The organism is Kitasatospora sp. NPDC058406, assembly GCF_042722765.1.
GTDB lineage: Bacteria > Actinomycetota > Actinomycetes > Streptomycetales > Streptomycetaceae > Kitasatospora.
On record NZ_JBHXKE010000062.1, the window covers coordinates 17,544 to 39,904 of the forward strand.

Consider the following 22,361-nt stretch of genomic DNA (forward strand, 5'->3'; position numbering starts at 1 on the left):
TGCGGTGCGCGGCTCAGCGGTTGCCGGCCGCCTTGATGACGGAGGCGACGGCCGGTCCGGCCGCGTCCACACCGTGACCGCCGCCCTCGACCTCGGCGGCGACGGCGATGTTGCCCCGGAAGGCGGTGAACCAGCTGTTGGTGGTGGTGATGCCGGTCGCCTCGGCGGAGCCGGTCTTGGCACCGGCGTTGTCCGAGATCCCGGCCATCACGTCCTTGGCGGTGCCGTCCTTGGCGGTGGCCGCCATCATGGCCTTCAGCTTCGCGGCGGCGTCGGGGGAGAGGTCGCGCGCGGCCTTCTGCTGCGGCAGCTCGGCGACCAGGATCGGCTGCTTGAACGTGCCGCTCTGCACGGTGGCGGCCACCGAGGCGATGGCCAGCGGGTTCATCTGGACCTTGCCCTGGCCGATCGACTGCATGGCCTGCTCGTCCTTGTTGGTGCCGGCGTCCGGCACCTGGGCGTCACTGCTGCGCAGGCCGGTCTGCCAGTTCAGGCCGAGGCCGAAGACGTCCTTGGCGGTGGTGGTCAGCGCACCCGGCTTGAGGCTGGCCAGGCCCTGGTCGATGAAGGCGGTGTTGCAGGAGATCATGAAGTCCTGCTGGAGGGTGTTGTTCGGGTACACCTCCTTGAACGAGTTCGGGATCGCCTGCGGGTTGCTGCTCTTCGCCGGGCAGGCCACCACGGTGTCCGGGTTGACCCCGGCCTCCAGCAGCGCGGCCGAGGTGACGATCTTCATCGTGGAACCCGGGGCGAGCTGACCCTGGAAGGCCCGGTTCTGACCGGTCACGGGCGCGTTGGCGAAGGCCAGGATCTGGCCGGTGCTCGGCTCGATGGCGATGATCGAGCCCTTCTTGCCCCCGAGGTCGGTCATCGCCTTCTCGGCCGCCGCCTGCAGGGTGGCGTCGACGGTCAGCTTGAACGGCTTGGCGGGCTTGGGCTCGACGATGGTGAACAGCCGGTCCACGGCGCTGTTCGGGTCGGCGGGGTTGGTGATCACCACGCCGCTGCCCGCGTCGCTCTGGTCCTTGTTCTGCTCCGCGAGGAGCTTCTGGACCTTCGTCTGCGCCTCGGTGACCAGCGATGCGGTGATCGAGGGGCTGTTCAGCGCCTTGTTGTTGCGGTCCACGACGTTGCCGGGCGGGGCGAGGACCGGCTGGGTGGCGATCACCTCGCCGGGGGCCAGGTGCGGGTGCAGGACCGTCGGCGCCCAGTGCACGGCCGGGGTGTCGTCGCTCATCTTCACGACGTTGAGGAAGCCGTTGTAGTCCCAGACCCGGTTGGTGCCCTCGAACTCGGCGCGGGCCTTGAAGCCCATCAGCACGCCGGTCGGCCCGGGCGTCGCCGCCGCCGACGGCGTGTCGGTGGCGGCGGCGGTCGGCGCGGCCGTGCCGGAGGCGGCGGGGGCCGACGGCTTCGCCGGAGAGGGGGTGCCGGTCGCCGAGGCGAAGGCCGCCGGGGTGGCCGGGCCGGCCGGCGCGAGGGTCAGCCCGCTCGGCTTCACCTGGTCCCGGAAGGCGGTCAGCGCCGTGGTCGCGGTCGCCGGGTCGTCGGTCAGCGAGGCCGCCTTGGCGAGGTCGCCCGCCGCCCAGGCCGCCAGGAAGTCCTTGGCGCCGGCCGCCGCCTGCTCGGCGCTCGGGGGCTCGGCGACCACCGTGCGCGGCTTCTTGGCGGGTGCCTCGTCCGAGTCGCCCGAGCCGCCGACGAGGCTGTACGCCCCGTAGCCGCCCGCCGCCAGCATGGCGACGGCCACGCCGGTGATGATGCCGGTCTTCGCGCCACTGCGCATGGTGCTGCTCCCCCAAGGGTCGGGCGATCGGGCCGCAGCCGGAGGTGGCCGGATGCGCGTTCGGTGCCCAGCCTAGGCAGCCGAACTCCGTGCGCCGACGAAACGCCCGGGTCTTGTGACGGATCTGGTACGTGTCGCACACCGCTCCGGTACCCTCCCCGCCCCGCGCCCGGGGTCCGTCAGATCCAGCTGTTGAACCACATCCGCTGTCGCCAGTCGTCCATCGGAATCGTCTCGCCCGTATACAGGGGGTAGAAGAAGAGAAAGTTCCACATGATCAGCAGGACGAGCAGACCGGCACCGGCCGAGCCGATGATCCGGCGGTCCCGGGAGGCTCCCGCGGGCCCGATCAGCGCACCGATCAGCATGGTCACCGCGAGCACCAGGAACGGCACGAAGCAGACCGCGTAGAACAGGAAGATGGTCCGCTGCTGGTAGACGAACCAGGGGAGGTAGCCGGCCGCCAGGCCGCAGAGCACGGCGCCGGCCCGCCAGTCGCGGCGGACCGCCCAGCGCCAGAGGCAGTAGACCAGGGCGACGGCGCCGGTCCACCAGAGCAGCGGGGTGCCGATGCCCAGCACCTCGCGGGCGCACTCGCTGACCGTGCACCCGGCCTGGCCCTGCTTCGGCGACTCGTAGAAGAACGAGACCGGCCGGCCCACCACCAGCCAGCTCCACGGGTTCGACTGGTAGGTGTGCGGGTCGCTCAGGTGGGTGTGGAAGTCGTAGACCGTCGAGTGGTAGTGCCAGAGCGCGCGCAGGCCCTCCGGGATCCAGGGGAAGTCGGTGGACCGGCCGACCGCCCAGTCCCGCCCGTAGCCGCCCTGGTTGGGGACGGTGCTGCTGGCGAACCAGCCCCACCAGGAGGTGATGTAGACGACCACCGAGGTGCCCACGATCGAGACGAATGCGGGCACCGCGTCGCGCACCAGCGTCCACAGGTACGGGCGGCTCGCGCCGGCCAGCCGGCGCGAGCCCACGTCCCACAGCACCGTCAGCAGGCCGAAGGCCGCCGCCACGTACAGGCCGCTCCACTTGGTCGCGCAGGTCAGGCCCACGCAGACGCCGGCCGCGATCCGGTACGGGCGCCAGCCCAGGTTGAGCCGGTGGGCGAGCCCCGTGTCCGGGCCGTCGCCGATCCGGGCGGCGATCCGGGCCCTGGTGCGGTCGCGGTCCAGCAGCAGGCAGCCGAAGGCGGCGAGGATCCAGAACATCACCACCAGGTCCAGCAGGGCGGACCGGCTGAGCACGAAGTGCAGGCCGTCCACCGCGAGCAGCAGCCCGGCCACGCAGCCCAGCAGGGTGGAGCGGAAGAGCCGGCGGGCGATCCGGGCCACCATCAGCACCGAGAGGGTGCCGAGCAGGGCCACCGCGAACCGCCAGCCGAAGGGGTTCATCCCGAACAGCTGCTCGCCGGCCCCGATGATCCACTTGCCGACCGGCGGATGCACCACGTACGAGGGGTTCGACTGGTACGGGACCCCGGCGCCCGCCATGATCTTGTCGTTGGCGCCCTCCGGCCAGCTGATCTCGTAGCCGCCGTGCCAGAGCGCGTAGGCGTCCTTGGCGTAGTACGTCTCGTCGAAGATGATCGCGTTCGGCTGCCCGAGGCCGGTGAACCGGAGCAGTCCGGCGAACAGGGCCACCGCGAGCGGGCCGAGCCAGCCCGCCCAGCGACAGAGCCAGGACCAGAGCGGCGTCGGCAGGGATATGCCCAGGCGGAGCAGGAGCGGCGAGGGCGGGACCCGCTTCGGCGTCACGCCCCGGCCGTCCGGCATCGGCGGCGCCAGGCGCTCGGCCTGCGAGGCCTTGAGCGCCGGGGTGTAGCCGAACCGGGCGAGACCGCGCAGCCAGGCCGGGCGCGGTTCCCGGGCGCCGTCGGCCTCGGCGTCGCCGGCGGTGTCGCCGGCGGTGCTCGTGACGGTGCTCGTGCTGGTGCCGGCCAACGGCTCGGGGCCCTCGGCGTGGCCCCGAACGCGGTCGGAGACGGGGCCGGGGCCGGGGTCGTCCCCCGGGGCGGCCTCGCGCGGACCCGGCAGGGCGGACGACGGCTGGTCCGTCAGGACCGGCACGCCGACGTCACCTCGCGGGGTGTGGTCTGTACCAGTAGGCGTCTGGGCCGCCGTGTCGCCATTCACCAGCCACATGGTAGGGGTGTGCCGTGAGCGTGGGACGGCTCCCTCCGAAGCTGCCCGAATCGTCACCAAAAGCGCCCGGGCGCCGGTTGCTGGAAGGATGGGGTCCGTGACAGGAGTACTCGTTCTCGCAGGCACCCCCATCGGCGACGTCTCTGACGCCCCTCCCCGGCTGCTCACCGAGCTGGCCACCGCGGACGTGATCGCCGCCGAGGACACCCGGCGGTTGCGCCGGCTCACCCAGGCGCTCGGGGTGACCACGGCCGGGCGGGTCGTCTCCTACTTCGAGGGCAACGAGGTCGGCCGCACCCCCGAGCTGGTCGAGGCGCTGCTCGGCGGCGCCCGCGTGCTGCTGGTCACCGACGCCGGGATGCCGTCGGTGTCCGACCCCGGCTACCGGCTGGTCGCCGCCGCGGTCACCGCCGACATCAAGGTCACCGCCGTGCCCGGGCCGTCCGCCGTGCTCACCGCGCTGGCGCTGTCCGGCCTGCCGGTGGACCGCTTCACCTTCGAGGGCTTCCTGCCCCGCAAGACCGGGGACCGGGCCCGGCAGCTCGCCACCGTCGCCGCCGAGCCGCGCACGATGGTCTTCTTCGAGGCCCCGCACCGGATCGCCGAGGCGCTGGCCGCGATGGCCGAGGCGTTCGGGGCCGACCGGCCCGCGGCCGTCTGCCGCGAGCTGACCAAGACCTACGAGGAGGTCAAGCGCGGGCCGATCGGCGAGCTGGCGGCCTGGGCGGCCGAGGGCGTGCGGGGGGAGATCACCGTGGTGGTGGCCGGCGCCCCGCCGGCCGCGCCGCAGGAGCTGACCCCGGCCGAGCTGGCCCGGCTGGTGGCCGTCCGGGAGGAGGCCGGCGAGCGGCGCAAGGAGGCGATCGCGGCGGTCGCGGCCGAGCTGGCGCTGCCCAAGCGGGATGTGTTCGACGCCGTGGTGGCGGCGAAGAACGCGGCGGCGGCCGGGGCCTGAACCAGGAGCCTGGTCCGGGGGCTTGGTTCAGGGGCTTGGTTCAGGGGTTGAGCCGGGGTCCGGGTCGGGGCCGGGGCGGTGCGCCGCGGCGGGCCGGGCCCCGGCGCCGCCCCGGCCGTCCGGCGCGGGGGTGCCGGTGGACGGACCGGCGCGTACCTTGGAGAGAAGGCCCCGGTAAACGCCCACCCAGCTGAAGTTTCGGTCGAGGTTTTCGGGCAGGAACCACCCTTTCGTATAGGGATTCCCAACCCGCCTCCAAGTCTTCACAAGACGGGCATCGGCGGGGAGGTTCCGGGCATTTCCTGGGATGGAAAGACCCAGCCGGGCGAGCGTCCGGCGGGCGCTGGGAGACGGCTATGAGCGAGACGATCGGTAGCCCCCGCGGCGGCAACGCCCTGAGCGACCCCGGCCCGAGCAGCCCCGGCCCGACCGGCCGGCCGCACACTCCCGTCGAGACCGTCCGGGAGGCCTACTCCTTCGCGTGCCTGAGCTGCGGGTACGGGTGGGAGCAGGCGTACGACATCGAGCACCACGTGGCCCGTGACGGGCACGTCGTGTTCGAGTACCACGCCAACGGTGTCCGGGTGCCGTCGCCGCTGCTCAAGCCGACCTGCCCGGGCTGCGGCGGCCACACCGTGCGGATCATGCGCGAGGGCCGGGTGGCCGTCGCCGAGCGGACCGGCCAGCACGCCCCCGGCTACCCCGACCACGCCGAGCCCGCCGGGCCGGTCGTCGCCCGGCCGGTCCGGACGCGCGGGGCGGCGGAGGGTGCCGGCGCGGCGGGAGGAGCCTGGTCGCGGTTCTGGGCGCGGCTGCGGGGCTGATCGGCCGCGAGGCTGCGAGGCCGCGGGGAGCGAAGGGACCGAAGGGTTCTCGGGGCTCGCGCGGGCTTACGGGGCTATCGGGGCTCGCGGGCTATCGGGTTGGACGGCCGGAGGGCCGGGCAGTGGTGGCCGGGCGGTCGCGCGGGCGGTCCGGCCCCTCGGACGGGTCCTGCCCGAGGCTGCGGCGAGGCCCCTCGCCGAGCGGCCGGTCGAGGGCGGTCCGCGCACCCGACTAAGCTTTCCGACCATGGCGGCCACTGCAGACCACAGCACCAGCAGCACCGGGGGCACCACCTCCGCGTACTACGTCACCACCCCGATCTACTACGTGAACGATCGCCCCCATCTCGGCCACGCGTACACCACCGTGGCGGGCGACGTCCTCACCCGCTGGCACCGCCAGCGGGGCGAGAAGGTGTGGTACCTGACCGGCACCGACGAGCACGGTCAGAAGATCCTGCGCACCGCCGAGGCCAACGGCGTCACCCCGCAGGAGTGGTGCGACAAGCTGGTCGAGGAGGCGTGGAAGCCGCTCTGGCAGCACCTGGAGATCGCCAACGACGACTTCATCCGCACCACCCAGGAGCGGCACACCGCCCGGGTGCAGGAGTTCGTCCAGGACCTGTACGACAAGGGCGAGATCTACAAGGGCGGCTACTCCGGCCCGTACTGCGTCGGCTGCGAGGAGTACAAGCTCCCCGCCGAGCTGCTCGACGGTGCGACCGAGGACGAGAAGCTCTGCCCGATCCACAAGAAGCCGGTCGAGTGGCTGGAGGAGGAGAACTACTTCTTCCGCCTCTCCGCGTACGGCCCGAAGCTGCTGGAGTTCTACGCGGAGAACCCCGGCTTCATCGCCCCCGAGACGGCCCGCAACGAGGTGCTGCGCTTCGTCGAGCAGGGCCTGCAGGACCTCTCCATCTCCCGCTCCACCTTCAACTGGGGCGTCCCGCTGCCCTGGGACGAGAAGCACGTCCTCTACGTGTGGGTCGACGCGCTGCAGAACTACATCACCGCGGCCGGCTACGGCGCCGACCCGGAGCGGTTCGCCGAGCTGTGGCCCGCCTCCGTGCACCTCGTCGGCAAGGACATCCTCCGCTTCCACGCGGTGATCTGGCCCGCGATGCTGATGGCCGCCGGGCTGCCGCTGCCCAAGCGGGTCGTCGCCAACGGCTGGCTGATGGTCGGCGGCGAGAAGATGTCCAAGTCCAACCTGACCGGCATCTCCCCGACCGACCTGACCTCGCACTTCGGCGTCGACGCGTACCGCTACTACTTCCTGCGGGCGATCCCGTTCGGCACCGACGGTTCGTTCTCCTGGGAGGACTTCGCCGCCCGGTACACCTCCGAGCTGGCCAACGACTTCGGCAACCTCGCCTCCCGGGTGGCGGCGATGGTCGGCAAGTACTACGACGGCGCGCTCCCGGCCGCGACCGCCCACGGCGACGCCGAGCAGGCCGTCGCGGACGGCCTCGCGGCGGCGGTGCGGACCGCCGACCGGAAGATCGGCGAGGAGCTGGACTTCGCCGGCGGGCTCGCGGCGATCTTCGAGTTCGTCAAGCAGGTCAACGGCTACCTCACCGAGCAGGCACCGTGGAAGGTCGCCAAGGACGAGTCGGCCGAGGGCCGGGCCCGCCTGGCCACCATCCTCTACACCGCCGCCGAGTCCCTGCGCGCCACCGCCGTGCTGCTCAACCCGGTGATGCCGGCCACCGCCGAGAAGCTCTGGCTCTCGCTGGGCGCGGCCGAGGGCCTGGGCGCGCTCGCGGAGCAGGACGTCGTCGGTGCCGCCCGATGGGGCCTGCTGCCCGTCGGCTCGACCGTCACCAAGGGCGACATCCTGTTCCCGCGGCTCGAAGAGAAGCCGGCCTCCTGAGGCCTGCCCTCGCGGCAGAGAAGAAGGACGACGACTGATGCCGAAGAAGGACGACGACCGGTCGACCCCGCCTCCGCTGCCGGCCCCGCTGGCGGTGGCGGTGGCCGACTCGCACACGCACCTGGACATGCAGTCGGGCACCCCCGCCGACGGCCTGGCGCGCGCCGCCTCGGTCGGGGTGACCACCGTCGTCCAGGTCGGGTGCGACGTGCCCGGCTCGCGCTGGGCCGCCGAGCTGGCGGCCCAGTACGAGCAGGTGCACGCGGCCGTCGCGCTGCACCCCAACGAGGCGCCGCGGATCTTCCTCGGCGACCCGGACGGCTGGTCCGGTCAGCGGCGGGCCCCGGGAGGGGCCGCCGCCCTGGACGCGGCGCTGGCCGAGATCGACGCGCTCGCCGCGCTGCCGCAGGTCGTCGCGGTCGGCGAGACCGGCCTCGACTACTTCCGTACCGGGCCGGAGGGCGTGGAGATCCAGAAGGAGTCGTTCCGCCGCCACATCGAGATGGCCAAGCGCCACGGCAAGGCCCTGGTGATCCACGACCGGGACGCGCACGAGGACGTCATCGCCGTCCTGCTGGCGGAGGGCGCCCCCGAGCGGACCGTCTTCCACTGCTACTCCGGCGACGCCGGGATGGCCGAGGTCTGCGCCGAGCACGGCTGGTACCTGTCGTTCGCCGGACCGGTCACCTTCAAGGCCAACCAGCCGCTGCGCGACGCGCTGGCCGCCACCCCGCTCGACCGGATCCTGGTCGAGACGGACGCGCCCTTCCTCACCCCGCACCCCTACCGCGGCCGCCCCAACGCCCCGTACCTGATCCCGGTCACGGTGCGGTCGATGGCGGACACCCTGGGGCTGCACGAGGACGAGCTGTCCACGGCCCTCGCGGCGAACACGGCCCGGGCGTTCGGGTACTGATCCGATCGAACGAACATCGGGTTCCGGAGGAACGGTTCGGCACTCCCGGGGGCAGTCCCGGGGCACTCCCGGGCTGACCGGCATCAGTGCAGTGAGGGAGCCGCGGCGTCGACAACCTGCCGATCGTCCGCGAGTTCCACCGGGACGAGGAGAAGGGCGTCCACCTGCCCGTCGCGCAGCACGAGGGCGTGCTGCGGACCCCGGCGCCGTACCCCGTGGAGATCGACCTCGCGGCGGTCGTCGAACTCCGAGCACCCTCCGCGCCCGTATCCTTGGCGCGTGAGCACCACCGACCCCACCCCTGACAGCCATCTGCTCGGCGCCGCGGACATCCGGGCCCTGGCGGAAGCGTTCGGCGTCAAGCCGACCAAGCAGCGCGGGCAGAACTTCGTCATCGACGGCAACACCGTGCGGCGGATCGTCCGGGCCGCGGGGGTGACCGCCGAGGACGCGGTGGTCGAGGTCGGGCCCGGGCTCGGGTCGCTGACCCTGGCCCTGCTGGAGGCCGCCCGGCACGTCACCGCGGTCGAGATCGACCCGGTGCTCGCCCGGCACCTGCCGGACACCGTCGCCGCCCGGATGCCCGGCAAGGCCGACGCCTTCGACCTGGTCCTCAGCGACGCCATGGTGGTCACCGAGCTGCCCGGCCCCGCGCCGACCGCGCTGGTCGCCAACCTCCCGTACAACGTGGCCGTGCCGGTGCTGCTGCACATGCTCGCCACCTTCCCCAGCATCGAACGGACGCTGGTGATGGTGCAGAGCGAGGTCGCCGACCGGCTCGCCGCCAAGCCGGGCAACAAGGTGTACGGCGTGCCGTCCGTCAAGGCCAACTGGTACGCCGACGTGAAGCGGTCCGGGGCCATCGGGCGGAACGTGTTCTGGCCCGCGCCCAACGTCGACTCCGGGCTGGTCTCGCTGATCCGCCACGAGCCCCCCGTCACCACCGCCACCCGGGACGAGGTGTTCGCGGTCGTCGACGCCGCGTTCGCCCAGCGCCGCAAGACCCTGCGCGCCGCACTCGCCGGCTGGGCAGGCTCCCCCGCCGCCGCCGAGCAGGCACTCGCCGGCGCCGGGATCGACCACAAGCTGCGCGGCGAGATGCTGACGGTGGAGCAGTTCGCCGCGATCGCCGAACACAAACCGGAGTAAGGGCCCTCAGTGAGCGTCACGGTACGAGTCCCCGCCAAGGTCAACGTCCAGCTGGGAGTCGGCGGACTGCGCGCCGACGGCTTCCACGACCTGGCCAACGTCTTCTTCGCAGTCGCCCTCGGCGACGAGGTGACGGCGACCCCGGGCGAGCCCGGGCAGGGCGTCACGCTCGGCTGCACCGGTCCGGACGCCGACGCCGTCCCGCTGGACGGGAACAACCTCGCCGCCCGCGCCGCCCGGCTGCTCGCCGCCCACCACGGCCTCGCCGAGCCCGACGTCCACCTGCACATCGCCAAGGCCATCCCGGTGGCCGGCGGCATGGCCGGCGGCAGCGCCGACGGTGCGGCGGCGCTGGTCGCCTGCGACGCCCTGTGGGGCCTGGACACGCCTGCGGACGTGCTGCTCGACCTGGCGGCGGAGCTCGGCTCGGACGTGCCGTTCGCCCTGGCCGGCGGCGTCGCCCTGGGCCGAGGCCGCGGCGAGATCCTCGAAGCGCTGCCCGTCACCGGGACCTTCCACTGGGTCTTCGCGGTCGCCGACGGCGGCCTCTCCACCCCCGCCGTCTTCCGCGAGTGCGACCGCCTCCGCGAGGAGGCCGGCACCGGCTCCGCCGCCACCGAGGTACCCACCCCCGACGCCGACCCCGCCCTGCTCGCCGCCCTCGCCGGCGGTGACGCCGTCGCCCTCGCCGGGGCGCTCGCCAACGACCTCCAGCCCGCCGCGCTCTCCCTGCGGCCGGCCCTGGCCGACACCCTGCGGGCCGGCACCGAGGCGGGCGCGCTCGGGGCCCTGGTCTCCGGTTCCGGACCGACCTGCGCCTTCCTGGCCAAGGACGCCGACGCGGCCGAGGCCGTCGCCGCCGCGCTGCGCGCCTCCGGCAGCTGCCGGGCCGCGCACGCCACCCACGGGCCGGTGCCCGGGGCGGCGGTCCTCGCCGGGTGAGGCGGCCGGGGGCTTCGTCCCGCGGGGCGCGGACGGCTCCGAGCGGGGCGGGCCCCGCCCCGGCGAACCGCTCGGCGGCCGGGTCGGCCGAGGCGGCCCACTAGGCTGGGGAGGATCGGGGCTCCGCCCGAGCCCCGATTCCTCGAACCATGGAGCGCAGCACACGTGGCCGTCAACCTCGCCACCATCGAGTCCGTCACGAAGGTCTACGGCACCCGGGCCCTTCTGGACGGGGTCAGCCTCGGCGTCAGCGAGGGCGACCGGATCGGCGTCGTCGGACGCAACGGGGACGGCAAGACCACCCTGATCCGGATGCTCGCCAAGCTGGAGGAACCGGACGGCGGACGGATCACCCACTCCGGCGGCCTCCAGCTCGCCGTCCTCACCCAGCACGACTCGCTCGACCCCGAGGCCACCATCCGGCACGAGGTCATCGCCGGCCGCGCCGACCACGAGTGGCTCGGCGACGCGCGCATCCGCGACATCATCGAGGGACTCTTCGGCGGACTCGACCTGCCCGGCTTCCCCAACGGCCTGGACACCGTCATCGGCCCGCTCTCCGGCGGCGAGCGCCGCCGGATCGCCCTCGCCAAGCTGCTGCTCGGCTCGCCCGACCTGATCGTCCTCGACGAGCCCACCAACCACCTCGACGTCGAGGGCATCGCCTGGCTCGCCAAGCACCTCCAGGCGCGCCGCTCCGGACTCGTCTGCGTCACCCACGACCGCTGGTTCCTCGACCAGGTCTGCACCCGCATGTGGGACGTCCAGAACGGCGCCGTCCACGAGTACGAGGGCGGCTACTCCGACTACGTCTTCGCGCGCGCCGAGCGGTCCCGGATCGAGGCCGTCGAGGAGCAGAAGCGCCAGAACCTGGCCCGCAAGGAGCTCGCCTGGCTGCGCCGCGGCGCCCCCGCCCGCACCTCCAAGCCGCGCTACCGGATCGAGGCCGCCAACGCCCTGATCGCCGACGTCCCCGACCCGCGGGACAAGAGCGAGCTGATGAAGTTCGCCAACGCCCGCCTCGGCCGGACCGTCTTCGAGCTGGAGGGCGTGACCGTCAAGGCCGGGCCCAAGCTGCTCCTGGAGAACCTGACCTGGCAGCTCGGCCCCGGCGACCGGATCGGCCTGCTCGGCGTCAACGGCGCCGGCAAGACCTCGCTGCTGCGCGCGATGCGCGACGCGTACGCCTCGGAGGGCGACGTCCAGCCCGCGTCCGGCGTGATCAAGGTCGGCAAGACGGTCCGACTGGCCTACCTCTCCCAGGAGGTCGTCGAGCTCGACCCGGACATCCGGGTCCTCCAGGCCGTCGAGCAGGTCCGCTCGCGGGTCGACCTCGGCAAGGGCCGGGAGATGAGCGCCGGCCAGCTCTGCGAGCAGTTCGGCTTCGGCAAGGACAAGCAGTGGACGCCGGTCGGCGACCTGTCGGGCGGCGAGCGGCGCCGGCTCCAGCTGCTCCGGCTGCTCATGGACGAGCCCAACGTGCTCTTCCTGGACGAGCCCACCAACGACCTCGACATCGAGACGCTCAACCAGCTGGAGGACCTCCTCGACGGCTGGCCCGGCTCCATGGTCGTCATCAGCCACGACCGCTTCTTCATCGAGCGGACCACGGACGTCACGCACGCGCTGCTCGGCGACCAGCGGATGCGGATGCTGCCGAACGGCGTCGACGAGTACCTGGAGCGGAGGGCCCGGATGGCCGCCGCCTCGGCCCCGGCCGTCCCCGCTGCGGCCTCCGGCTCCGCCACCGACGCCACCGGGCTGTCGTCCGGCGACGCCCGGGCGGCGAAGAAGGAGATGCAGAAGCTGGAGCGGCAGATCGCCAAGCTGGACCAGAAGGAGTCCAAGCTGCACTCCCAGCTCGCGGAGCACGCCGCGGACTTCTCCAAGGTCGCCGAGCTGGACACCCAGCTGCGGGCGGTGCGGGAGGAGAAGGAGGAGCTGGAGCTGAGCTGGCTGGAGCTGGCCGAGCAGGTCTAGGCCGGTACCAGGCCGGTTCTGGGTCGGTACTAGGCCGGTACGAGGCCGGTACTGGGTCGGTCCACGTCCGGCGAGGGCGGCCCCCCGGCGCCCTGCGGGTGCCTACCGACCACCGTCGGGCCGACCACTGCCGAGAAGCGTGTCCAGCTCGTCCGCCGCACGGCCCAGCGCGCTGCGCGTCGGGTCGTGCGGCCGGGTCGGCCGCACCGCCGCGCGCGTGGGCGGACGATGCGCGCGGGCCGCCGCCGTCAGATCGTCCAGCGCCCGCCGGACCCGCGCCACCTCGACCGGATCCGGCACCCGGCCGCCGTACCGGCGCTGCGCCGCGAACGCCGCCACCGCGCCGCTCAGCCGCTCCAGCGCGGCCGTCGCCGGCAGCCACTGCGCGGCCAGCCGCCCGGTCGGCGGAGGCTCGGAGAGCCCCCGCTCCACCTCCGACCGGGCGTCGGCCAGCGCCCGGTAGGCGGTCCGGCGCAACCACACCTCGGCGAGCGGCTGGGGACCGTCCGGCTGCGCCACGGAGGCCAGGTAGGACTCCAGCGCCGCAGCCGCCGTCACCAGGCGCGGCTCGATCCGGTGACGCGCACGCTCCGGCCAGAGCAGGTAGCCGAACAGCAGCACGATCGCGCTGGCCAGCACGGTGTCCAGCAGCCGGGGCCAGAACTCGGCCGCCCCGCTCTGCCCGCCCAACTGCAACAGGACCAACGCCATCGGCGTCATCACCACGGTGTTGAGCCCGTAGTGCGCCGCCGTCGCGTACGGCAGCAGGGCCACACAGAGCGCGGCGATCCCGGTCAGCGCCCAGGCGTCGGTGGTCAGCGAGAGCAGACCCGCCGTCACCGCCACCCCGAGGACCGTTCCGACCGAGCGGCTCACCGCACGCAGGAACACCGACCCGAGGTCCGGCTTCAGCACGAAGGCGATCGTCATCGGCACCCAGTAGCTCTTGCTGAGCGGCAGCGACGCCGTGACGGCCGAGCCGACCGCGATGCAGAGCGCCACCCGCAGCCCGTACCGGACCGAGGCGGCCGACAGCAGCCGCACCCGCAGCCGCCACGGATCCGGCGGCGGGGCGGGCGCGGTGCCCGGCGCCGTCTCGCGGCCCGCGACCGTCTCCGAGGCCGCCCGCAGAGCCGCGTCCAACGCCCGCCGCGACGGCGTGTCCGGCAGCCAGTCCGGCACCGGCACCTCGCCGCCGCCGCGCTCCACGGCCCGCGCCAGCCGGGCAGGCACCTCCGCCACCTCGGCCGGGACCGGCCGCCACGCCCACAGCAGACCGGCCGCCGCCTCGGTCGCCGCCAGCGCCGCCTCGTACATCCGGCGGAGCCGGACCGTGCGCGGCGAATCGGGCAGACGGGGGCGGGGCGGGGGCAGCAGGTCCTGCACCTGGTTCAGACGGGCCGTCAGCACCTGGCGGGAGGCCGCGCCCTGCGGCGTACCGAGATCGGCCAGCACCCGGCCCAGCGCGTCGTACGCGGCCGCCAGCGCGCGGTTGCGGGGATCCGCCGCGGGCCGCCGGTAACTGCGCGACGGCAGGCCCAGCAGGACCACGAACGCCGCACCGGCCAGCATCATCGGCGCCGCCGCCCACCAGGGGTGAGGCAGCGGCATGCCACTGCCCAATGCCGCCGACACCAGCAGCAGCATGCCGGCCGCCGAACCCCGCGGGCCGGTCGCGCTCAGCGCCCCCGAGACGAAGGCCGTGACGGTCAACACGGCGCCCAGCGTGAGCGCAGCCGGCTGGAGGTGCTGCAGCGCGGTGCCGATCAGCATGCCGAGTGCCGACGCGAGGACGGCTCCGCCGATCCGCGGGGCGCGCAGCCGGACCGGCTCGATCCGGTCGTTCATGGTGGCGTGCATCGCACCCAGCCCGGCGAACACGCCGAGGTCCACCCGGTGCGTGAGCAGGCCGACCGCCAGCGGCACCGCCATGCCGAACGCGGCGCGCACCATCAGCGCGAGCGGCAGCGGAGGCCGCGCCGGCCGGGCGGCGCGGGCCCACCAGGGGGCGTCGGCGGGCGGGGCGGCGGTCACGAGGCTGCGTCCGATCTGCTGCGGGGCCTGCCCCGGGTGGAGAGCGGGGCGGCCCGGATCGCTGCTGTGCGACATTGCGCGGCAGATGAGGTCGTATCCGGCGGAACCGGACCCGATCAGTCTAACCGTCGGGGCGGGGCGTCCTCCGGGTGCGCCCGCCGGGTGTCCCCGGCTGTCGGGGGCCGCGGGCGGGGCCACGGGCGGGCCTGCCCCGGGGCGCGGGGCCCCTCGCCGTGTGTCACGTTCGTACCGATCGCATACAGGCGGGCCATGGTCCCTGCCCGTCCGGCGGGGCGGTGGCTACCATGGCCGGGGCGGCACCCGGCCTACGGGCGGACGGGTGCGCCCGGGCGGGACGATGCCGGTCGTCGGGACCGTTTCGCTTGCACGGCCGTGTAGTTGACGGTACGTCGCGGCGTGGCGCCGGGGGCGCCCCGCGAACGGGGGAGAGGTGGACTGCTGTGCCAGGCGAGGCTGGACCGGGCGGCGCGGGCTGGGCGGACGGCCCCAACGGCGAAGTGAAGCCGTGGTCGCTCGACAACAGTTGGATCGGCAGGACGGCCAGTCAGGTCCAGGTCGACGTCAGCGCCACAGCGCTGGTGGCGGCGTTCGGATCCAAGGACGTCAAGGTCGAACTCGACACGCTGATCAACTTCAAGAAGAAGGTCGACGCGTTGCTGGCCTCCCTGGAGGGGTCGGAGGCCGCCCAGCACAAGGTCAAGGAACAGAAACTGGCGGAGGGGAACCTCGGCACCGGCTTCAGTGAGTCCAAGGACCTGATGGCCGCGTACGACAAGACGCACGCGGCGATCGCCCAGCTCTCGAAGGCCTTCGCCGACCAGATCGGCAGGATGAGCGCGGCGGTCGCCCAGACGGCGGGCACGTACGGGAGCAACGAGGAACACCAGACGGCGGCGGTCAAGGCGGTCGCGAAGAACGCCGACACCTACATTCCGGCGGCCGGACCGCACGGACCGGCGCCGAAGCAGGGCGGTGGCGGGTCTTTCTCATGACGCCGCTCCGGGGGAAGAGTTCCAGTGACACGGGGAGCAACTGATGGCAGGCGGGACGAACTTCGAGGGAATCGAGCACGCCAGACTCAAGTCGATGGTCATCAACAGCGATCCGACGAAGGTGACCAGCCGGGGTAACCAGCTCAAGGCGGCCAGCCGGGTCCTGGACGACCTCAGTCGGGCGCTGGCCGCCCACCTCGGCCAGATCCAGTGGGAAGGCCCGGCCGCCGAGAGCTTCAAGACCTGGGCCACGGACCTGAACAGGTCGGCGGCGATGATCAGCGAGTACTCGAAGGGTGCCGGCGACGCGATGGTCCAGGCCGGCGAGGCGCTGAGCACCGCGAAGACCGGCGTGCCGGAACCGCCGAAGACCGACATCGACACGGTGGACCGCCACTCCAAGCAGCCCTGTCTGAAGCCCTCGACGGTGAGCGTGGCCGGGATCGGCAACCCGTCCGTGATGACCGACGCGATCATGAAGAAGGAGGACCCGACCTGGGTCTCCTACGCGGAGGCCGCGGCGGCCCACAAACGCATCGAGGCCGCGCACCAGGAAGCCATTCACCAGATGGAGAAGTTGGGGCAGGCGTACGAGGCCGCGACCACCAAGCTGAACGGCCTCAAGCTGCCTGAGCTGCCGGGCGAATCAAGCCATGGCGCACGCAACAGTGAGGAGAACGTCACGATTGGTGGTGGTGCGTACGTAGGATCCGGTGGCTCCACGGGCGGTTCGCGAAGTGGTAGTGGCTACCGCGGTGGTAGCCACAGCCCAGCAGGTACCGGCTACGTCGCTGGTGGCGGCTCCATGGCGAGTCATCCGTCTGCGTCGGCTTCGCAGGGGGCCGGCCCTTTGGGCCACGTCCCACCGAGTTCGTCTCCCGGTGGATCGGCGCCGCTGCCGCGATACCCAAGCGAGTCGGGAGCGTCCCCGTCCCCGTGGTACCCCACTGACCGGCCCGGTACCGGCCTCGACGGCCTTCCGCCCGCGCCGACTCCGACCGGCTCTGCGGGCCCTGGCCATGGCGGTTCCGTGTCATCGCACGGCCAAGGGGGCGTGCCCGGGTATCCGACCACCCCCGGCAACGATCCCGTCCTTCACCCCGTTGGTGGGCCTGCCCCGTTCGGAGGGACCGGTCCGTTCGGTGGCGCTGTCGCGCCCGTCAAGGGTGGTGGCGGATCTGTCCCGCCGAACCGCGCAGGCACCTTCGGAGGCGGGAACCTTCCTGCGGGAAACAGTGGTTCGGGACCGAGTGGGTCCGGCCCGGTCTTCGGGACGCGCGAGGCTCAGGGTCGGGCGGGCACGGCCGGTGGTCAGGGCGGAGGTGTTCAACCGGGCATGGGCGGTTTTGGCGGCGGCAGTGTGGTGGGAGGTGGCTCGCGTGGACGTGGCTCCGGTTCCACCGGGGGCGGTGTCATCGGTGGGCAGAGCGGCCCGGTGGCCGGCGGGGAGTTCACGCCTGGCGGGAGTGGCCTACGGAACCGGGCTCCAGGCATTGGGGCTGCTGCCGAGGGCGGGGCGCGTCAGGTCCAGAACGGCATGATGGGGCCGGGCATGATGGGCGGTACGGCGGAGCGGAGCGGGCGCGATCGCCGCAAGCGGGCCGACTACCTGCACGAGGACGAGGAGACCTGGACCAGCGGTACTCCGAGGAGCAATCCGGGCGTGATCGAGTAGCGCGGGAACGATCGCCCGGCCGTTGGGCTCACCCCGGTGGCCGGTGCGGACCTGACGGCGAGACCGACGAGGGAGCTGTGATGCGGCGGACGAGCGTATGGGTGCGTGGGCGGGGGGTCACTGCGACGGTGCTCGCGGCAGGGATCGTCGCCGGTCCGGTGGCGGGACCTGCACTTGCTGTGGAATCGATCCGAGAGCAGCAATGGCACCTTGATGTCATGAAGGTGCCCGAGATCTGGACGACCAGCAAAGGCCAGGGCATCACAGTCGCTGTCATTGACGGTGGTTTCAACTTTGAGCATCCGGACCTTCTGGGCCAGCTCTTACCGGGGAAAGACTTTAGCGGTCTGCCAGGCGGGGTGGGGACCTCCTCTGATGGGCATGGCACCGGTATTGCCAGTCTCATTGCTGGATCCGGCAAGGGGATGGGTGGTAAGGGGGCATTCGGCCTGGCCCCAGGCGCAAGGGTTCTGCCTTTGAAGATCAAGAACGACTCGAACGCGGGTCGGGTTGCCACGACGGAGTTCTTCAAGCAGATCGGACATGCCATTACGTATGCGGCTGACCAGGGTGCCAAGGTCATCAACATCTCTCAGGGCGGCACCTTGGCTGGCGCGTCGGAGGCCGACATGGCGGCGATGACGGGTGCCGTCTCGCACGCAGCCGCCAAGGGTGCCTTGGTGGTCGCCAGCGTCGGGAACTCGGCGCAGTCGGGCAATCCGATCGAGTATCCAGGAGCATTGCCGGGAGTGGTCGGTGTCGGGGCGGTGGACCGGAACGGCTGGGTTGCGCCGGAGTCGGAACAGGGGCCGCAGGTCGATGTTGCTGCACCCGGTGTCGACATGTACAACGCGTGTATTGGGCCTTCGGGGTACTGCAAGACTCACGGAACGTCCGATGCCGCAGCGATCGTCTCGGCTTCCGCTGCGCTGCTGTGGGCGGTTCACCCTGAATGGAGTGCCAATCAAGTTGTGCGGGTACTCATCAACACCGCCGGGAAGCCGACGGACGGGTCCGATCGGAATGACATCGTCGGATACGGCATTGTGCGCCCGCGAGTTGCCCTGACCGAGCCCGGGGATCCGGGGCCGGCGGATGTGTATCCGATTCCAGAGCAGGCGGTCGGTGAATCCTCACCCGCTCCGTCCTCACCCGCTCCGTCCTCACCCGCTCCGTCCTCACCCGCTCCGTCCTCACCCGCTCCGTCCTCACCCGCTCCGTCCTCGGCCGCTCCGTCCTCGGCCGTTCCGGCGGCTCCGGTGAGCCCGGCGGGTTCCTCGGGTGTTCCGGGGGAGGGTAAGGCGGTCGGCGAAGCGGCCGGCTCGGGTGGTGTGGTGCCGGTGGTTGCGGCGGTGGCCGGTGGGTTGGTGCTGGTGTCCGGTGGGGTGGCGTTCGTGGTGGTGCGGCGGCGGTCGGCGCGGCCCGGGGCGGCCGGGGTGCCGCCTCTGCCGCCGAGTGGCAACCCGTACGTGCGGTAGCCCGACGGCAGGTGTGCCCCGCGCCTTGCACGGTACGCGGCCTTCTCCGGGCGGGAGTTCGGACCGGCGTGCGGGGCGGCGCGTGGTGGGGGTGAGGGCGCCGGTGTCACTCGGGTGGAGGCTGGTCCGGGGCGTCGGGAGGTCGCCAGGGTGGTGGTATGGGTGCGAAGGGACAGATGCGGCGGGCTGCGGCTGCGGCGCTGATCGGTACGGCGATCGAGTTCTACGACTTCTTTATCTACGGGACGGCGGCCGCGCTCGTCTTCGGCGGGGTGTTCTTCCCCGAACTGGGCACGGTGGGGGCGCTGTTGGCGGCGTTCTCGGTGTACGCGGTGGCGTTCCTGGCCCGGCCGCTGGGGGCGGTGGCGTTCGGGCACTTCGGGGACCGGCTGGGGCGGAAGACGACGCTGGTGGTGTCGTTGCTGCTGATGGGGCTGTCGACGGCTGCGGTGGGACTGCTGCCGGGGTTCGCGGTGTGGGGGTGGTGGGCGCCGGTGGCGCTGGTGGTGCTGCGGGTGTGCCAGGGGGTGGGTCTGGGCGGCGAGTGGGGCGGTGCGGCGCTGCTGGTGGCGGAGAACGCGCCGGCCGGGCAGCGTGGGCGGTACGGGGCGTATCTGCAGTTGGGGCCGACGAGTGGCTTCGTGCTGGCCAACGGGGTGTTCCTGGCGCTCCAACTGGGCCTGGACGAGGCCGCGTTCCGGTCCTGGGGTTGGCGGGTGCCGTTCCTGGCGTCGTTGGCGCTGGTGGCGGTGGGGCTCTTCGTGCGGCTGCGGCTGGAGGAGACGCCGCTGTTCAAGGGGGAGGTGCGGACGGGGGCGGAGCGGGCGCCGGTGATGGAGGTGCTGCGCGGGCACTGGCGGACGGTGCTGCTCGGCTGCGGCGCGATCACCGTGGGGTACGCGCTGTTCTACCTGACCACCACGTACGCGCTGGCGTACGCCACGACGGGACTCGGGGTGCCGAGCACGCTGGTGCTGTCGATGCTGCTGGCGGGCGCGGCGGGGAAAGGCGTGACGGTGTGGCTGAGCGCGCGGCGCAGTGACGTGTGGGGGCGGCGGTGGACGCTGCAGCTGGCGACGGTGCTGGCGGTGGCGTGGGGTCTGGTGCTGTTCCCGCTGCTGGAGACGGTGCGCCGGCCGCTGATGTTCCTGGCGCTGGCGGGCGCGATGGTGGTGCTGGGGTGCCTGCTGGGTCCGCTGGCGGCGTTCCTGCCGGAGCTGTTCCCGACCCGGGTGCGGTACACGGGGGCGGCGCTCACCTACAACCTGGGCGGGGTGGTGGGCGGGGCGACCACCCCGTTGATCGCGACCAGGCTGACGGAGGCGTACGGGACGGCGGAGCCGGTCGGCTGGTACCTGGCGGTGTGGGGGGTGGTGGCACTGCTCTGCCTGCGGCTGCTGCCGGAGACGAGCGGGACGGACCTGGCGGTGGCCGGGGCGCACGGCGGGCGTCGCCGGGTGACCGGCCGCCTGGGGGCGGAGGCGGACCCGGCGGCGTAGCGCGCGGTGGCGGGGGTCGGCCGGGGGCCGGCGCAGGCGCGGTGGCCGGGGCCGTGCTCCGGCCGCCGCTCCCGGAGGCCGAGTTGATGAGGCCGAGTTGGTGAGGCCGGTGGCGGCGAGCCCGTGCCGCCGGGTAGGAAGGGAAGGCGGAGTGTCCGGGCGGGGGACCGGGTCCCCCCTCTGGTGACCGAGGGGGATCGGGGGCCCGGATCGCTACGCTGGCGGCATGACGACACAGGAGCGCCGTCCGGCGGTGGTCGGGCAGGCGCAGGGGCTCGATGTCTTCGCCCGGCTCTGTCCCAGCCGGGTCGTCTTCGCCGTCCTGGCGGACAAGTGGGCCCTGCTGATCGTGATGAGCCTCGGCGAGCTGGGCGGGCAGCGGTTCTCCGAGGTGCGGCGAGCCGTCGACGGGATCAGTCGCAAGATGCTCACCCAGTCGTTGCGCACGCTGGAGCGGCACGGGCTGGTCCGGCGCACGGTGTACCCGGAGACGCCGCCGCGGGTGGTCTACGAGCTGCTGCCGCTCGGCCTGCAGCTGGCCGATCTGGTCGCGCCGCTCGGTCGCTGGACCGAGGAGCACGCCCCGGCGATGCTGGCCGTCCGGGAGGGGGTCGACCGGGCGAACGGGGAGGGCTGAACGCGGCCGGATCCCGGCCCGGGTCGATTTCCCTTTCCGGCGCCGGGCCGTGTAGTGTCTTCCTTGTTCGAGCGGGCAGTGGTCAGGCTGGCGCGGACGAGGTGAACAAGCCCCTATAGCTCAGTCGGTAGAGCGTCTCCATGGTAAGGAGAAGGTCTGCGGTTCGATTCCGCATGGGGGCTCGGCAAAGGACCTCCGCCATCAGGCGGGGGTCTTTTTCGTGTGTCCGCCCTCGCGGTGGCGGTGAGACGGCCTAGCAAGTCGGGTACGGAATGCGCTGTGATGGTGCGTCATCGGCCATCTGTCCCGAGCGGGCGGGGGCGCGGGCCGGACGCCGACCTGGAGGGCCTCATGGGTGTTCGACTCGTGGTGGTCGACGACCACCGGCTACTGGCGGAGGCGCTGGCCACCGCGCTCCAGTTACGTGGTCACCGGGTGCTCGCGGTCGGCTCGCCGGCGGGGTCGGCGGCCGACCTGGTGGCGGGCCGGCGGCCGGAGGTGTGCCTGCTGGGCGTGTCCGCGCCGGCCGATCCGGGGGCCTTCGAGGGGCTGCGCCGGATCCGCCGGGAGCGGCCCGAGGTGGCGGTCATCGTTCTCGGTCCGGTTGGTGAACTGCGGGGAGTGGCAGGGGCGTTCGCCGCTGGTGCGGCCGGCTACGTGCCGAGCGACGAGCGGATCGAGGTGGTCGAGCGGGCCATCGCCCGGGCCCGGGCGGGCGAGGCGGCGGTCACCGTGGAGGTGCTCCGGGGCGCCTTCGACCAGTTGCTCAGGCCGGCGGCGGAGCCGGACGACGAGGCGGTCCGGCTGCTGCGGCTGCTGACCCGGCGTGAGGTCCAGGTGCTGGCGCGGATCGCGGACGGCGAGGACACCGCGGCGATCGCGGCGGGGATGCGGATCGCCGCGAGCACGGCGCGGACGCACGTCCAGCGGGTGCTGATGAAGCTCGGTGCCCGGACCCGCCTGGAGGCGGCGGCGGTCGCGGCGCGCACCGGGCTGCTGGACCGGATGGCCCGGCCCTGAGCGTGGCGCGGCGCCGATTCCGCCCCGGTTCCACGGCCCGGGTCCCGTCTCCGGGCGCCCGGCCCGGGCCCGGCTCCGGCCTCCGCGGCGGGCCCCGGACCGGGGTGCTCCACCGTTCGGGAACGCCCGGCCCGGCTGCGGGCGCGAAGCCCGAAGTGTCGTGCGGGCGTACGGGGCTCGTACGGGCATCCGGAACCGGGTCAAACCTGGCATAGGGTGGCCGTCCCGATGGTCCGGAGCACCCTGGGGGCCAGGGAGAATGGGCCGCAGTCGTACGTACGTCTCCGATGGCCCGCCGACGGCGGAACCATCGTCCGCTGGAGGTCGAGCATGAGTAAGTACCTGGTCACGGGTGGCGCCGGCTATGTCGGCAGTGTGGTGGCCGCCCACCTGCTGGAGGCGGGTCACCAGGTGACCGTCCTGGACGATCTCT

At 73.0% G+C, this 22,361-nt stretch carries 17 protein-coding genes and 1 tRNA gene; 15 read left to right on the forward strand and 3 right to left on the reverse strand.

Annotated features, from left to right (window positions below):
• Window positions 1–13: 13 nt before the first annotated feature.
• Both ACFWOG_RS14750 and ACFWOG_RS14755 read right to left on the reverse strand, forming a co-directional pair.
• Window positions 14–1,786 (reverse strand): penicillin-binding transpeptidase domain-containing protein, encoded by a 1,773-nt coding sequence (locus ACFWOG_RS14750; protein ID WP_355400768.1) that lies wholly within the window; start codon window positions 1,784–1,786, stop codon window positions 14–16.
• Between the two features lie 179 nt (window positions 1,787–1,965).
• Window positions 1,966–3,732: a dolichyl-phosphate-mannose--protein mannosyltransferase gene (locus tag ACFWOG_RS14755; protein WP_380358376.1), complete on the reverse strand. Its 1,767-nt coding sequence runs from the start codon at window positions 3,730–3,732 to the stop codon at window positions 1,966–1,968.
• 289 nt (window positions 3,733–4,021) lie between these two features.
• Here ACFWOG_RS14755 and rsmI point away from each other — a divergent pair, with 289 nt between their 5' ends.
• The 7 genes from rsmI to ACFWOG_RS14790 all read left to right on the forward strand — a co-directional run bounded on the left by rsmI (window position 4,022) and on the right by ACFWOG_RS14790 (window position 12,572).
• Complete coding sequence (gene rsmI / locus ACFWOG_RS14760; RefSeq protein ID WP_329883347.1) at window positions 4,022–4,888, forward strand: 16S rRNA (cytidine(1402)-2'-O)-methyltransferase; 867 nt, start codon at window positions 4,022–4,024, stop codon at window positions 4,886–4,888.
• Between the two features lie 356 nt (window positions 4,889–5,244).
• A complete protein-coding gene (locus ACFWOG_RS14765; protein WP_355400766.1) occupies window positions 5,245–5,712 on the forward strand; it encodes a hypothetical protein in 468 nt (155 codons plus the stop codon).
• 247 nt (window positions 5,713–5,959) lie between these two features.
• On the forward strand, window positions 5,960–7,585 hold the full coding sequence (gene metG / locus ACFWOG_RS14770; RefSeq protein WP_329883349.1) for a methionine--tRNA ligase: 1,626 nt from the start codon (window positions 5,960–5,962) through the stop codon (window positions 7,583–7,585).
• Between the two features lie 37 nt (window positions 7,586–7,622).
• Window positions 7,623–8,501: a TatD family hydrolase gene (locus ACFWOG_RS14775; protein WP_329953004.1), complete on the forward strand. Its 879-nt coding sequence runs from the start codon at window positions 7,623–7,625 to the stop codon at window positions 8,499–8,501.
• Between the two features lie 279 nt (window positions 8,502–8,780).
• Entirely contained in the window at window positions 8,781–9,650 is an 870-nt protein-coding gene (gene rsmA / locus ACFWOG_RS14780) for a 16S rRNA (adenine(1518)-N(6)/adenine(1519)-N(6))-dimethyltransferase RsmA (protein ID WP_329883351.1), read from the forward strand.
• A 9-nt stretch (window positions 9,651–9,659) separates the two neighbouring features.
• Window positions 9,660–10,592, forward strand: a complete 933-nt coding sequence (locus ACFWOG_RS14785) for a 4-(cytidine 5'-diphospho)-2-C-methyl-D-erythritol kinase (RefSeq protein ID WP_329953005.1) — start codon at window positions 9,660–9,662, stop codon at window positions 10,590–10,592.
• A 165-nt stretch (window positions 10,593–10,757) separates the two neighbouring features.
• Entirely contained in the window at window positions 10,758–12,572 is a 1,815-nt protein-coding gene (locus ACFWOG_RS14790; RefSeq protein WP_329883353.1) for an ABC-F family ATP-binding cassette domain-containing protein, read from the forward strand.
• A gap of 102 nt (window positions 12,573–12,674) precedes the next feature.
• Here the strand turns inward: ACFWOG_RS14790 and ACFWOG_RS14795 are convergent, their stop codons facing one another.
• Complete coding sequence (locus ACFWOG_RS14795) at window positions 12,675–14,681, reverse strand: FUSC family protein (RefSeq protein ID WP_380358361.1); 2,007 nt, start codon at window positions 14,679–14,681, stop codon at window positions 12,675–12,677.
• A gap of 386 nt (window positions 14,682–15,067) precedes the next feature.
• Between ACFWOG_RS14795 and ACFWOG_RS14800 the strand changes: the two genes are divergently transcribed.
• From ACFWOG_RS14800 to ACFWOG_RS14835, 8 genes are all read left to right on the forward strand, one after another.
• Complete coding sequence (locus ACFWOG_RS14800; RefSeq protein ID WP_329953007.1) at window positions 15,068–15,619, forward strand: hypothetical protein; 552 nt, start codon at window positions 15,068–15,070, stop codon at window positions 15,617–15,619.
• Window positions 15,620–15,713: 94 nt separating this feature from the next.
• Window positions 15,714–17,294 (forward strand): hypothetical protein, encoded by a 1,581-nt coding sequence (locus ACFWOG_RS14805; RefSeq protein ID WP_380358364.1) that lies wholly within the window; start codon window positions 15,714–15,716, stop codon window positions 17,292–17,294.
• Window positions 17,295–17,473: 179 nt separating this feature from the next.
• Complete coding sequence (gene mycP / locus ACFWOG_RS14810) at window positions 17,474–18,772, forward strand: type VII secretion-associated serine protease mycosin (protein WP_380358367.1); 1,299 nt, start codon at window positions 17,474–17,476, stop codon at window positions 18,770–18,772.
• Window positions 18,773–18,930: 158 nt separating this feature from the next.
• Window positions 18,931–20,271, forward strand: a complete 1,341-nt coding sequence (locus ACFWOG_RS14815) for an MFS transporter (protein ID WP_329953010.1) — start codon at window positions 18,931–18,933, stop codon at window positions 20,269–20,271.
• 226 nt (window positions 20,272–20,497) lie between these two features.
• Window positions 20,498–20,908 (forward strand): helix-turn-helix domain-containing protein, encoded by a 411-nt coding sequence (locus ACFWOG_RS14820; RefSeq protein WP_329953011.1) that lies wholly within the window; start codon window positions 20,498–20,500, stop codon window positions 20,906–20,908.
• A 109-nt stretch (window positions 20,909–21,017) separates the two neighbouring features.
• Window positions 21,018–21,090: transfer RNA gene (locus ACFWOG_RS14825), tRNA-Thr, on the forward strand.
• 169 nt (window positions 21,091–21,259) lie between these two features.
• Window positions 21,260–21,928: a response regulator transcription factor gene (locus ACFWOG_RS14830; protein WP_329883360.1), complete on the forward strand. Its 669-nt coding sequence runs from the start codon at window positions 21,260–21,262 to the stop codon at window positions 21,926–21,928.
• A gap of 330 nt (window positions 21,929–22,258) precedes the next feature.
• Window positions 22,259–22,361 (forward strand): NAD-dependent epimerase/dehydratase family protein (locus ACFWOG_RS14835; protein ID WP_285736291.1); only part of this gene is annotated, 103 nt, incomplete at its 3' end.